At 70.9% G+C, this 12,313-nt stretch carries 11 protein-coding genes; 9 read left to right on the top strand and 2 right to left on the bottom strand.

Annotated elements, in window-relative coordinates; all coding sequences use genetic code 11:
* Positions 1-5 precede the first annotated feature (5 nt).
* The 7 genes from dut (at position 6) to SCNRRL3882_RS10045 (ending at position 7,184) form a co-directional block, all read left to right on the top strand.
* On the top strand, positions 6-557 hold the full coding sequence (gene dut / locus SCNRRL3882_RS10075; RefSeq protein ID WP_010035036.1) for a dUTP diphosphatase: 552 nt from the start codon (positions 6-8) through the stop codon (positions 555-557).
* Between the two features lies 1 nt (position 558).
* On the top strand, positions 559-1,302 hold the full coding sequence (locus SCNRRL3882_RS10070) for a DUF3710 domain-containing protein (protein WP_010035037.1): 744 nt from the start codon (positions 559-561) through the stop codon (positions 1,300-1,302).
* A 158-nt stretch (positions 1,303-1,460) separates the two neighbouring features.
* Positions 1,461-2,627 (top strand): alginate lyase family protein, encoded by a 1,167-nt coding sequence (locus tag SCNRRL3882_RS10065; protein WP_010035040.1) that lies wholly within the window; start codon positions 1,461-1,463, stop codon positions 2,625-2,627.
* A 131-nt stretch (positions 2,628-2,758) separates the two neighbouring features.
* Complete coding sequence (locus tag SCNRRL3882_RS10060; protein WP_010035043.1) at positions 2,759-5,317, top strand: sensor histidine kinase; 2,559 nt, start codon at positions 2,759-2,761, stop codon at positions 5,315-5,317.
* Positions 5,314-5,997 carry a response regulator gene (locus SCNRRL3882_RS10055; RefSeq protein WP_010035045.1) on the top strand — a complete coding sequence of 228 codons (684 nt, stop codon included), beginning with the start codon at positions 5,314-5,316 and terminating at the stop codon, positions 5,995-5,997. Before SCNRRL3882_RS10060 ends, SCNRRL3882_RS10055 begins: the two co-directional genes overlap by 4 nt.
* Before the next feature lie 53 nt (positions 5,998-6,050).
* A complete protein-coding gene (locus SCNRRL3882_RS10050; protein WP_078602751.1) occupies positions 6,051-6,449 on the top strand; it encodes an OB-fold nucleic acid binding domain-containing protein in 399 nt (132 codons plus the stop codon).
* 3 nt (positions 6,450-6,452) lie between these two features.
* Positions 6,453-7,184, top strand: a complete 732-nt coding sequence (locus SCNRRL3882_RS10045; RefSeq protein WP_010035050.1) for a DUF3159 domain-containing protein — start codon at positions 6,453-6,455, stop codon at positions 7,182-7,184.
* Between the two features lie 120 nt (positions 7,185-7,304).
* On the opposite strand, the gene SCNRRL3882_RS10040 is transcribed toward SCNRRL3882_RS10045, so the two are convergent.
* Together SCNRRL3882_RS10040 and SCNRRL3882_RS10035 are read right to left on the bottom strand one after the other, a co-directional pair.
* Positions 7,305-7,982 (bottom strand): potassium channel family protein, encoded by a 678-nt coding sequence (locus SCNRRL3882_RS10040; RefSeq protein WP_010035052.1) that lies wholly within the window; start codon positions 7,980-7,982, stop codon positions 7,305-7,307.
* Positions 7,982-8,653, bottom strand: a complete 672-nt coding sequence (locus tag SCNRRL3882_RS10035) for a potassium channel family protein (protein WP_010035054.1) — start codon at positions 8,651-8,653, stop codon at positions 7,982-7,984. Before SCNRRL3882_RS10035 ends, SCNRRL3882_RS10040 begins: the two co-directional genes overlap by 1 nt.
* Positions 8,654-8,898: 245 nt before the next feature.
* Here SCNRRL3882_RS10035 and SCNRRL3882_RS10030 point away from each other — a divergent pair, with 245 nt between their 5' ends.
* Together SCNRRL3882_RS10030 and SCNRRL3882_RS10025 are read left to right on the top strand one after the other, a co-directional pair.
* On the top strand, positions 8,899-9,843 hold the full coding sequence (locus tag SCNRRL3882_RS10030) for an adenosine kinase (RefSeq protein ID WP_010035056.1): 945 nt from the start codon (positions 8,899-8,901) through the stop codon (positions 9,841-9,843).
* A 335-nt stretch (positions 9,844-10,178) separates the two neighbouring features.
* Positions 10,179-12,230 carry an APC family permease gene (locus SCNRRL3882_RS10025; RefSeq protein ID WP_010035059.1) on the top strand — a complete coding sequence of 684 codons (2,052 nt, stop codon included), beginning with the start codon at positions 10,179-10,181 and terminating at the stop codon, positions 12,228-12,230.
* Positions 12,231-12,313: the final 83 nt, after the last annotated feature.

The following is a 12,313-nucleotide window of genomic DNA, read 5'->3' as shown; positions in this document are numbered from 1 at the left end:
GCCCTGTGAGCCGTCAGCCCGTGGACGTGCTGATCCGGCGCGTCGATCCGGACGTACCGCTTCCGTCGTATGCCCACCCAGGGGACGCGGGAGCCGATCTGCGGACCACCGAGGCGTGCCGACTGGAGCCCGGCGAGCGGGCCGTGCTGCCCACGGGAGTGTCTGTGGCGCTGCCGGAGGGGTACGCGGCCTTCGTGCACCCCCGGTCCGGCCTGGCCGCCCGCTGCGGCGTCGCCCTGGTGAATGCCCCGGGGACGGTTGATGCCGGGTACCGTGGGGAGATCAAGGTGATCGTGGTGAATCTCGACCCGCGCGAGGCCGTGCGGTTCGAGCGCTTCGACCGGATCGCCCAACTGGTCGTCCAGCAGGTCGAGAGGGTCCGCTTCCGCGAGGTGGCGGAGCTTCCCGGCTCCGCGCGGGCCGAGGGGGGCTTCGGGTCCACCGGAGGACACGCCGCGGTGGACGGGACGAGCGACACAAGCGGTCAGGCCGCCCTGGGCGGTCAGGCGGGTGGGAATCGATACGCTTCGGTCGTATCCGACCGGGAAGGACAGTGACGTGTTCGGACGTCGCAAGAAGAGGGATGCCGCCGAGGACGCGGCCGGCGAGGCCGAGCAGGTCGTCGACAGCGAGGCGGGCGGCGAGGGTGAGCGCCTGAGGCTCGAGCCGGCGCCGCGGCCCGACGGGCCCTGGGACAGCTCCGAGGTCCGCGACCCGGGCGAGGGCCGGGTCGACCTGGGCGGTCTGTTCGTGCCGGGCGTCGACGGCATGGAGCTGCGGGTCGAGGTCGCGGGTGACGCGATCGTGGCGGCTACGGTCGTGCTGCGGGACAGCGCCATCCAGTTGCAGGGCTTCGCCGCGCCCAAGCGTGAGGGCATCTGGGCCGAGGTGCGCGAGGAGATCGGCTCGGGCATCACCCAGCAGGGCGGCATCGTCGACGAGGTCGAGGGGCCGCTGGGCTGGGAGCTGCGGGCCCAGGTGCCGGTGCAGCTGCCGGACGGCACCGGCGGCTTCCAGGTCGTGCGGTTCGTCGGTGTGGACGGCCCCCGCTGGTTCCTGCGCGGGGTCATCTCGGGCCAGGGCGCGGTGCAGCCGCAGGCCGCCGGGCTGCTCGAGCAGATCTTCCGGGACACCGTCGTCGTCCGCGGTGAGGGCCCGATGGCGCCCCGCGACCCGATCGTCCTGAAGCTGCCCAACGACGCCCAGATGGTTCCCGAGGGCGTCCAGCAGGAGGAGGGCTCCCGTTTCGCCGGCGGAATGGGCCAGCTCCAGCGCGGACCGGAGATCACCGAGGTTCGCTGAGCGTCGCAGAGACACCAGAGCCGCACTCCCCAAGGGGTGCGGCTCTTTCTCGTGCGTGGAGCCTTGACGGGGCATTGGTCTGTACCTATCGTCTCCGTCCCACGCGTCTGTTCATAAAGGCGCTTCACGTTCACATACGAGAACGGAAGGCCCCAAGCATGCGCAGAACCGCACTCCTCGCGGCCGCGGCCGCCCTCGTCGCCGGTGCCCTTGTCCGGCCCGCCGACGCCGCTCCCGGCACCTTCGTCCACCCCGGAGTCACCGTCTCCAAGGGCCAGCTGGACTTCACCCGCTCCAAGGTCGACGCCGGCGCCCAGCCCTGGAAGGGCGCCTTCGACCAGATGATGGCGAGCAAGTATGCCGACCCGAACCGCACGCCCAGGCCCCGGGCGGTCGTCGAGTGCGGTTCGTACTCCAACCCCGACCTCGGCTGCACCGACGAACGCGAGGACGCGATCGCCGCCTACACCCAGGCCCTCGCCTGGTACGTCACCCGCGACGAACGGCACGCCCGCAAGGCGATCGAGCTGATGGACGCCTGGTCCGCGGTGATCAGGGACCACACCAACAGCAACGCGCCCCTCCAGACCGGCTGGGCCGGCTCCTCCTGGCCCAAGGCCGCCGAGATCATCAAGCACACGTACACCGGGAGCTGGGCCGGCTCCGGCCGCTTCGCCACCATGCTCCGCACCGTGTACCTGCCCGAGGTGATCAACGGCTCGCACTCCAACGGCAACTGGGAACTGTCGATGATGGAGGCCGCCGTCGGCATCTCCGTCTTCCTGGAGGACAAGGCGTCGTACGACAAGGCCATGGCGAGGTTCCGCACGCGCACGGCCGCCTACGTCTACCTGACCTCCGACGGCGACCTGCCGAAGACCGTGCCGAGCCAGAACCTCGACACCCGGGAGAAGATCGTCAAGTACTGGCAGGGCCAGTCGACCTTCGTCGACGGTCTCAGCCAGGAGACCTGCCGGGACTTCACCCACACCGGGTACGGCCTCTCGGCCATCTCGCACGTCGCGGAGACCAGCCGGATCCAGGGGCAGGACCTCTACCGCACCGACGTCGGCGAGCGGCTGCGGCACGGGCTCGGCCTCCACGCCAAGTACCAGCTCGGTACCGCCGCTCCCGGCTGGCTGTGCGGCGGCTCGCTGAAGCCGGGGCTCGGGCCGGTACCCGAGGTCGGCCACAACGCCCTGGCCAACCGTCTCGGACACGCCATGACCAACACCGAGACGCTGACCCTGCGCGGCCGTCCCGCCGGCAGCAACAACCTCTTCGTCGCCTGGGAGACCCTCACCCACGGCGACAACCCCGCGTGACCCGCTGAACGGCCGGGCGCGTCAGGGTTCCGTCAAGGACGCTCCCGTCGAGGCGCCCGGCACCGATGTGCCGCTGTTCCCGGCCGTAAGCTCGACGCTGCGCAGGCAGCGGAGCGGAAGACAATGAGGCCATGGCACGCGGCAAGTTTCGGATCTACCTCGGTGCGGCACCGGGCGTCGGCAAGACGTACGCGATGCTGTCCGAGGCGCACCGCCGCATCGAGCGGGGCACCGACTGCGTGGTCGCCTTCGTCGAGCACCACGACCGGCCCCGCACCGAGGTGATGCTGCACGGGCTGGAGCAGGTGCCGCGTCGGGAGCTGGAGCACCGGGGCGGCGCCTTTTCGGAGATGGACCTCGACGCCGTCCTCGCCCGCCGCCCGCAGGTCGCCCTGGTGGACGAACTCGCCCACACGAACGTCCCCGGCTCCCGCAACACCAAGCGCTGGCAGGACGTTGAGGAACTGCTCACGGCCGGGATCGACGTCGTCTCGACCGTCAACATCCAGCACCTGGAGTCCCTCGGTGACGTCGTCGAGTCGATCACCGGTGTGCGGCAGCAGGAGACGCTGCCGGACGAGGTGGTGCGCCGGGCGGATCAGATAGAGCTGGTCGACATGTCGCCGGAGGCGCTGCGGCGGCGGATGGCGCACGGCAACATCTACCAGCCCGACAAGGTCGACGCCGCCCTGTCGAACTACTTCCGCCCCGGCAACCTCACCGCCCTGCGCGAGCTGGCGCTGCTGTGGGTGGCCGACCGGGTCGACGCCTACCTCACCCAGTACCGCAGCGAGCACCGGGTCTCGAGGATCTGGGGCTCGCGCGAGCGGATCGTGGTCGGTCTGACCGGCGGGCCCGAGGGCCGGACGCTCATCCGCCGGGCGGCGCGGCTGGCCGACAAGGGCGCCGGCGGCGAGGTGCTCGCCGTCTACATAGCGCGCAGCGACGGACTGACCTCGGCCTCGCCCAAGGAACTGGCGATGCAGCGGACGCTCGTCGAGGACCTCGGCGGAACGTTCCATCACGTCGTGGGCGACGACATACCGGCCGCGCTGCTCGCCTTCGCCCGCGGTGTGAACGCCACCCAGATCGTGCTGGGCTCCTCGCGCCGCAAGACCTGGCAGTACGTCTTCGGACCCGGTGTCGGCGCGACCGTCGCCCGGGAGTCCGGCCCCGACCTCGACGTGCACATCGTCACCCACGACGAGGTCGCCAAGGGCCGTGGACTGCCGGTGGCCCGGGGCGCGCGTCTCGGGCGCTCCCGCCGGGTGTGGGGCTGGATCGCCGGGGTCGCCGGCCCGCCCCTCCTGGCGGTGCTGCTCAACACCGTCGACCTGGGCCTCGCCAACGACATGCTGCTGTTCCTGGCGCTGACCGTGGCGGCCGCCCTGCTCGGCGGGCTGCTCCCCGCGCTCGCCTCGGCCGCGGTGGGCTCCCTGCTGCTGAACTACTTCTACGCGCCGCCCCTGCACCGGTGGACCATCGCCGACCCGAAGAACATCGTCGCCATCCTGATCTTCGTGGCGGTGGGGGTGGCGGTGGCCTCCGTGGTCGACCTCGCCGCCCGCCGCACCCACCAGGCGGCCCGGCTGCGGGCCGAGTCCGAGATCCTGTCCCTCCTCGCGGGCAACGTGCTGCGCGGCGAGACCGGCCTGGAGGACCTGCTGGAACGGGTCCGGGAGACCTTCGGCATGGAGTCGGCCGCCCTGCTGGAACGGGCGGGCGACGTCGAGCCGTGGACCTGTGCCGGCCGCGTCGGGCAGGGACGTCCCCTCGAGCGGCCCGACCAGGCGGACGTGGACATGCCGGTCGGGGACCACATGGCGCTCGCGCTCACCGGCCGCGTCCTGCCCGCCGAGGACCGCCGCGTGCTGGCCGCCTTCGCCGCCCAGGCCGCCGTCGTCCTGGACCGCCGCCGGCTCCAGGAGGAGGCCGACCGGGCCCGCACGCTCGCCGAGGGCAACCGCATCCGTACGGCGCTGCTCGCCGCCGTCAGCCACGACCTGCGCACCCCGCTCGCCGGGATCAAGGCGGCGGTGACCTCCCTGCGCTCCGCGGACGTCGAGTGGTCCGAGGAGGACCGGGCCGAGCTGCTGGCGGGCATCGAGGAGGGCGCGGACCGCCTCGACCATCTCGTCGGCAACCTGCTCGACATGTCCCGGCTCCAGACCGGCACGGTCACCCCGCTGATCCGCGAGATCGACCTCGACGAGGTGGTGCCGGTGGCGCTCGGCGGCGTACCCGAGGGCAGCGTCGGCCTGGACGTCCCGGAGACGCTGCCCATGGTCGACGTGGACCCCGGGCTGCTGGAGCGGGCCATGGCCAACCTCGTCGAGAACGCCGTCAAGTACAGTCCGTCCGGCACGCCCGTGCTGGTGGCCGCCAGCGCGCTCGCCGACCGGGTCGAGGTGCGGGTGGTCGACCGGGGGCCGGGCGTACCCGACGAGGCCAAGAACCGCATCTTCGAGCCGTTCCAGCGCTACGGCGACGCTCCGCGCGGCGCCGGCGTGGGACTGGGGCTCGCGGTGGCGCGCGGCTTCGCCGAGGCCATGGGCGGCACGCTCGACGCCGAGGACACGCCCGGTGGCGGGCTCACCATGGTCCTCACCCTCCGCGCGGCGGGACCGCGCCCGGAGCTTGTCCCCGCGGCGGAACACGCGGCAGAACCGGAAAGGCAGGCCTCCTCATGACCCGTGTGCTGGTGGTCGACGACGAGCCGCAGATCGTGCGCGCCCTCGTGATCAACCTCAGGGCACGCGCGTACGAGGTCGACGCCGCTCACGACGGCGCCACCGCCCTCCGGCTCGCCGCCGCCCGCCACCCCGACGTGGTCGTCCTCGACCTCGGCCTGCCCGACATGGACGGCGTCGAGGTGATCAGGGGTCTGCGCGGCTGGACCCGGGTGCCGATCCTGGTGCTGTCCGCCCGGCACTCCTCCGACGAGAAGGTCGAGGCGCTGGACGCGGGCGCCGACGACTACGTCACCAAGCCCTTCGGCATGGACGAACTGCTGGCCCGGCTGCGGGCCGCCGTGCGCCGGGCGGAGCCGGCCGGGGGCGGTGAGGACGACATGATCGTGGAGACCGGCGAGTTCAGCGTCGACCTGGCCGCGAAGAAGGTCGACCGCGGAGGCAAGGACGTACGGCTGACTCCCACGGAGTGGCACCTGCTGGAGGTCCTGGTCCGCAACAGCGGCCGACTGGTCGGGCAGAAGCGGCTGCTCCAGGAGGTGTGGGGGCCGTCGTACGGGACGGAGACCAACTACCTGCGCGTGTACATGGCGCAGCTGCGGCGGAAGCTGGAGGCGGACCCCTCCCATCCGAAGCACTTCATCACGGAGCCGGGGATGGGCTACCGGTTCGAGAAGTGAGGCACCCGCCCCGGGACTACGTGGCTTCCAGCAGGCCCCGGTACGCTCTAGACATGAGTGCTGTTCCTCGTTCGCAGAAGCCTGCGGGCCGGTTCCGGCGCATGCTCGACCGGCTCTCCTCGTCACAGGAGGACCTGGAGTCCGAGGAGCTGCGCGAGGACACCGAGACCACGGGCTGTATCCGGATCGGCGACTGCCAGGACCGGCAGATAGTGACGGTAACTGGTACCTTGCGCACGGTCACCCTGCGACCGCGCGCCGGAGTCCCGGCCCTGGAGGCCGAGCTGTTCGACGGCTCCGCCGCGCTGGACGTGGTGTGGCTCGGCAGGCGCTCCATCGTGGGCATAGAGCCGGGGCGCAAGCTGATCGCATCGGGCCGGATCTCGATGAGCCGGGGCCGCCGGGTGCTGTTCAATCCCAAGTACGAACTGAGACCCCTCGGACGGGAGTAGCCGGTGACGTCGCTCGACAAGCCGACCGAAGAGACATCTGCGGACGACGCCCGGGCGGTGACCGAGGCCGCCCTGTTCGAAGCCTTCGGCGGCGTGCGGGGCATGGTCGAGACGGTGGTGCCCGGCCTGCTGTTCGTCACCATCTACACGATCAACAAGGACCTCCACCTGTCGGCGATCGCGGCGCTGGCCGTGTCGCTGGTGCTGGTCGCGGTCCGGCTGGTGATGAAGGACACCGTCAAGCACGCCTTCAGCGGTGTCTTCGGCGTGGCGTTCGGTGTCGTCTTCGCGATGATGACCGGCAACGCCAAGGACTTCTACCTGCCCGGCATGCTCTACACGCTGGGTCTGGGACTCGCCTACATCGTCACCACCCTGTGCGGTGTCCCGCTGATCGGACTGATCCTCGGCCCGGTCTTCAAGGAGAACCTCTCCTGGCGCACGCGGAACCCCGGCCGCAAGAAGGCGTACGCCAAGGCCAGTTACGCGTGGGGCGCGATCCTGCTCGCCAAGTGCGCGATCCTCTTCCCGCTGTACTGGTGGGCCGACACCACACAGCTGGGCTGGGTCCTGGTCGCCCTGAAGATCCCGCCGTTCCTGCTCGCCGTGTGGCTGACGTGGGTCTTCCTGGCGAAGGCGCCCGCGCCGATCGATGTGTTCGCGGAGATGGAGGCGGAGGAGAAGGCCGCGCAGGAGAGGGAACGGGAAGCTGCCGCTCGGTCCGCCGAGCAGTGAACCTCCCGATCTGCAGGGCTCCAGAGCGGTTCCTGAGCTGTAGAAGCTGTTCCAGAGCCGAAAGAAGGGGCGTCCCGGAAATCCGGGACGCCCCTTCCGCTTGCTTCGCGCAGGCCCCGCTCAGCTCGCCGCGCTGTCCCGGCGTACCGACAGCAGGTCCTCCAGCTGCTCCTCACGGGCCTGTGCGGCCACGAAGAGGAGTTCGTCGCCCGCCTCCAGGGAGTCCTCCCGGGAGGGCGTCAGGACGCGGGTGCCGCGGATGATCGTGACCAGCGACGTGTCCTCCGGCCACTCGACGTCCCCGACCTGCGTGCCGGCCAGGGCCGACTCCTCCGGCAGGGTCAGCTCGACCAGGTTGGCGTCGCCATGGCTGAAGCGGAGCAGGCGGACCAGGTCGCCCACGCTCACCGCCTCCTCGACCAGGGCCGACATCAGACGCGGCGTCGAGACGGCGACGTCCACGCCCCAGGACTCGTTGAACAGCCACTCGTTCTTCGGGTTGTTCACCCGGGCGACCACCCGCGGGACGCCGTACTCCGTCTTGGCGAGGAGCGAGACGACCAGGTTCACCTTGTCGTCGCCGGTCGCGGCGATGACGACGTTGCAGCGCTGGAGCGCCGCCTCGTCCAGGGAGGTGATCTCGCAGGCGTCGGCCAGCAGCCACTCGGCCTGCGGGACGCGTTCGACCGAGATGGCGGTCGGCGCCTTGTCGATCAGCAGGACCTCGTGGCCGTTCTCCAGCAGTTCGCCCGCGATCGAGCGGCCGACCGCGCCGGCTCCGGCAATGGCGACCCTCATCAGTGACCGCCCTCCTCTTCGGGACCCTTGGCGAACGCCGCCTCGACCGTGTCGACCTCGTCGGTGCGCATCATCACGTGCACCAGGTCGCCCTCCTGCAGCACCGTCTGCGAGGTGGGCAGGATCGCCTCACCGAGCCGGGTCAGGAACGCCACGCGCACGCCGGTCTCCTCCTGGATCCGGCTGATCTTGTGGCCGACCCAGGCGGGGGAGGTGTGCACCTCGGCGAGCTGGACGCCGCCGGTGGGGTCGCGCCACAGCGGCTCGGCGCCCGAGGGGAGCAGGCGCCGCAGCATCTGGTCGGCCGTCCAGCGGACGGTCGCGACGGTGGGGATGCCCAGGCGCTGGTAGACCTCGGCGCGGCGGGGGTCGTAGATGCGGGCGGCGACGTTCTCGATGCCGAACATCTCACGGGCCACACGCGCGGCGATGATGTTGGAGTTGTCACCGCTGGAGACGGCGGCGAAGGCGCCGGCCTCCTCGATGCCCGCCTCGCGCAGGGTGTCCTGGTCGAAGCCGACCCCGGTGACCCGGCGGCCGCCGAAGGAGGACCCCAGGCGGCGGAAGGCGGTGGGGTCCTGGTCGACCACGGCGACCGTGTGGCCCTGTTGCTCCAGGTTCTGGGCCAGGGCGGAGCCCACCCTTCCGCAACCCATGATCACAATATGCATCGCGTCACACCGTACTTCCTACGGGCCCTCTGACCATCAACAATGTCCTGCTCATGTCTCTCTTTCGGCTCGCCAGGCGCCAGTCGCGGCCGGAGTGCGGGCCGCCGGGCAACATCATGCCGGTGGAATCACGCCATGATGCCTTCCGGGGCCGGTGCCGCGTTCGACTGCCCGACTCCAACGTATCGGCAAAGTCGAGGGGGTTGCCGAGGGCCCCGCGGCCCTCGGCGGGGGAGGAATCCGACATGAGCAGCGAGATCGACGTCCTCGTCCTGGGCGGCGCGGGCGTGGACACGATCGTGCACGTGCCCGAGCTGCCCGTGCCGTTCGCCGACAGCCACATGATCCGGCCCGGGATCGTGACGCGCGCGGGCCAGAGCGGGGACTTCGTCGCGCTGGCCGCGAGCGCGCTGGGGCTGCGCACGCACCACGTCGACATGCTGGGCGACGATCCCGAGGGCGACCTGGTCCGCGCCCTGCACAAGGACCGCGGCATCGCGCTCACCGCCGTCCCCCAGCCGCTCGGCACCAAGCGCGCGGTCAACCTCGTCGGACCCGACGGCCGGCGGATGTCCCTGTACGACGCCACGCGCTCCGCCGACACGGACCGGCTGCCCGAGGCGACGGTGCGTGCACTGGCCGCCCGCAGCCGGCACGCCCATGTCGTCATCACCCAGCCGTGCGCGCACGCGCTGCCCGTTCTGCGCGAGGCGGGCATCACGATCTCGACCGACCTGCACGACTGGGACGGGGCCGACCCCTACCACGAGCCCTTCGCCCACCAGGCCGACCTGGTCTTCCTCTCCAGCACGGCCCTGGCCGACCCGGAGCGGATCATGCGGCGGATCACCGAGCGGGGCCGGGCCCGGACCGTCGTCGCCACCGCCGGCGCGGACGGGGCGTACCTGCTGACCGACGGCGAGCTGACGCACGTACCCGCCGCCACGCCGCCGGCACCGGTGGTCGACTCCAACGGCGCGGGCGACGCCTTCGCCGCCGCGTTCCTCCACGCCTGGCTGCACGGCGCCCCGCCCCGCCACTGCGCCCTGCACGGCGCAGTGGCCGGGGCGTACGCCTGCACGGTCCCGTCGACCCGGGCCGACAGCATCGGGCGGGAGGAACTGCGCGCCGGGGTGGCGGAGCTGGAGCGGGCGCGCGTCAGCAGCGGGCAGAGCGACGCAATCCGATGACGGGCTCCTCCGGTGCGGCCACGGCCCTGTCTCTAGCGGGTCCCCGGCGACACGTCCTTGCGGCGGCTGATGCTGCGGACGCTCGCCAGCGTGAGGATTCCGAGGGCTACGAGGGCGGCCGCGGCGCCGATCAGTTCTGCGGTGGGGTGCATGGGACCTCCAGGGGCGGCAACGGCCGGGAGACGGACAGGGCTTAGTCATATAGGCATGGGATCCGGGTGACCTGCCGAATCCTCAGCCGCAGCAGCATCTGAATTCACTCGGAGAGCAGACGGAACGCCGATGAGGGGTGGCGGGTGGGCGAGCCCGCAATCGAACGCTTACGATCCACTGTTGTGTCCAAACTGACCGACGTGCCCAAACGGATCCTGATCGGGCGCGCACTGCGCAGTGACCGGCTGGGGGAAACACTCCTGCCGAAGCGCATCGCACTACCCGTCTTCGCCTCCGACCCGCTGTCCTCCGTCGCGTACGCGCCGGGGGAGGTGCTGCTGGTCCTGTCGATCGCGGGTGTGACGGCGTACCACTTCAGTCCGTGGATCGCGGTCGCGGTCGTCGTGCTGATGTTCACCGTGGTGGCGTCGTACCGGCAGAACGTGCACGCCTATCCCAGCGGCGGCGGCGACTACGAGGTGGCGAACACCAACCTCGGCCCCCGGGCCGGGCTGACGGTCGCGAGCGCGCTCCTCGTCGACTACGTCCTCACCGTCGCGGTGTCGATCTCCTCCGGTATCGAGAACCTGGGCTCCGCGATCCCGTTCGTGGTCGAACACAAGGTGCTCTGCGCGCTCGCCGTGATCGTGCTGCTGACGCTGATGAACCTGCGCGGGGTGAAGGAGTCGGGCTCGCTGTTCGCCATCCCGACCTACGTCTTCGTCGCCGGCGTCTTCACCATGATCGCCTGGGGCGCCTTCCGCGGTCTGGTCCTGGACGACACCATGCGCGCACCGACGGCGGACTACGTCATCAAACCCGAGCACCAGGGCCTGGCGGGCTTCGCCCTGGTCTTCCTGCTGCTGCGCGCCTTCTCCTCCGGCTGCGCCGCCCTCACCGGCGTCGAGGCGATCTCCAACGGCGTCCCGGCCTTCCGCAAGCCCAAGTCCAAGAACGCCGCGACCACGCTCGCGATGATGGGCCTGCTCGCCGTCACCATGTTCTGCGGCATCATCGCGCTGGCCGCCGAGACCAAGGTCCGCATGGCCGAGAACCCGGCCCGCGACCTCTTCCACAACGGCGTCCCGCTCGGCGCGGACTACGTGCAGAACCCGGTGATCTCCCAGGTCGCCGAGGCCGTCTTCGGCAAGGGCAGCTTCCTGTTCGTCGTCCTGGCCGCGGCCACCGCGCTGGTGCTGTTCCTCGCCGCCAACACCGCCTACAACGGCTTCCCGCTGCTCGGCTCGATCCTCGCCCAGGACCGCTACCTGCCGCGCCAGCTGCACACCCGCGGCGACCGCCTCGCCTTCTCCAACGGCATCGTGCTCCTCGCGGGCGCCGCCGGACTCCTGGTGGGGATCTACGGAGCCGACTCCACGCGCCTGATCCAGCTGTACATCGTCGGCGTGTTCGTGTCCTTCACGCTCAGCCAGACCGGCATGGTCCGGCACTGGAACCGCCTCCTGGCCACCGAGCAGGACCAGGCCAAGCGCCGCCACATGATCCGCTCGCGCGCCATCAACGCCTTCGGCGCCTTCTTCACCGGCCTCGTGCTGGTGGTCGTCCTCGTCACCAAGTTCACGCACGGCGCCTGGGTCGCCCTGCTCGGCATGGTGATCTTCTACGCGACGATGACGGCCATCCGTAAGCACTACGACCGGGTCGCCGAGGAGATCGCCGCCCCCGAGGGCCCGAGCGACGACAGCGTACGGCCGTCCCGCATCCACTCGGTCGTCCTGATCTCCAAGATCCACCGTCCGACGCTGCGCGCCCTGGCCTACGCCAAGCTGATGCGCTCGGACAGCCTGGAGGCCCTGAGCGTCAACGTCGACCCGGCGGAGACCAAGGCGCTGCGCGAGGAGTGGGAGCGGCGCGGCATCGACGTCCCGCTGAAGGTCCTGGACTCGCCCTACCGCGAGATCACGCGGCCGGTCATCGAGTACGTCAAGGGACTGCGCAAGGAGTCGCCGCGGGACGCGGTGTCCGTGATCATCCCCGAGTACGTCGTCGGCCACTGGTACGAGCATCTGCTGCACAACCAGAGCGCCCTGCGGCTGAAGGGCCGGCTGCTGTTCACGCCGGGGATCATGGTGACCTCGGTGCCGTACCAGCTCCAGTCCTCCGAGGCGGCCAAGCGGCGGGCCCGCAGGCAGCAGGAGTGGAACGCGCCGGGTTCGGTGCGGCGGGGTCCCGCACAGGTGCGGTCGAAGGAGTCCACCGAGCACAAGTCGTGAGACGACGGCTCGTGTGAAGCGGCCGGGCGGCACCCACGTAGACTGGTGGGCTGTTGTCCGGCCGTTTCCCTTCGGCCGTTTCC

This window comes from Streptomyces chartreusis NRRL 3882 (genome assembly GCF_900236475.1).
GTDB lineage: Bacteria > Actinomycetota > Actinomycetes > Streptomycetales > Streptomycetaceae > Streptomyces > Streptomyces chartreusis_D.
Note: the sequence above shows the minus strand (reverse complement) of the source record. Positions and strands in the feature narration are given on the sequence as shown.

Coding starts and splice junctions, on each gene's coding strand:
- SCNRRL3882_RS10040 (WP_010035052.1), bottom strand. CDS start 7,982: ATGAGGGTCGCCATTGCCGGAGCCGGCGCGGTCGGCCGCTCGATCGCG.
- SCNRRL3882_RS10030 (WP_010035056.1), top strand. CDS start 8,899: ATGAGCAGCGAGATCGACGTCCTCGTCCTGGGCGGCGCGGGCGTGGAC.
- SCNRRL3882_RS10055 (WP_010035045.1), top strand. CDS start 5,314: ATGACCCGTGTGCTGGTGGTCGACGACGAGCCGCAGATCGTGCGCGCC.
- SCNRRL3882_RS10050 (WP_078602751.1), top strand. CDS start 6,051: ATGAGTGCTGTTCCTCGTTCGCAGAAGCCTGCGGGCCGGTTCCGGCGC.
- SCNRRL3882_RS10035 (WP_010035054.1), bottom strand. CDS start 8,653: ATGCATATTGTGATCATGGGTTGCGGAAGGGTGGGCTCCGCCCTGGCC.
- SCNRRL3882_RS10065 (WP_010035040.1), top strand. CDS start 1,461: ATGCGCAGAACCGCACTCCTCGCGGCCGCGGCCGCCCTCGTCGCCGGT.
- SCNRRL3882_RS10060 (WP_010035043.1), top strand. CDS start 2,759: ATGGCACGCGGCAAGTTTCGGATCTACCTCGGTGCGGCACCGGGCGTC.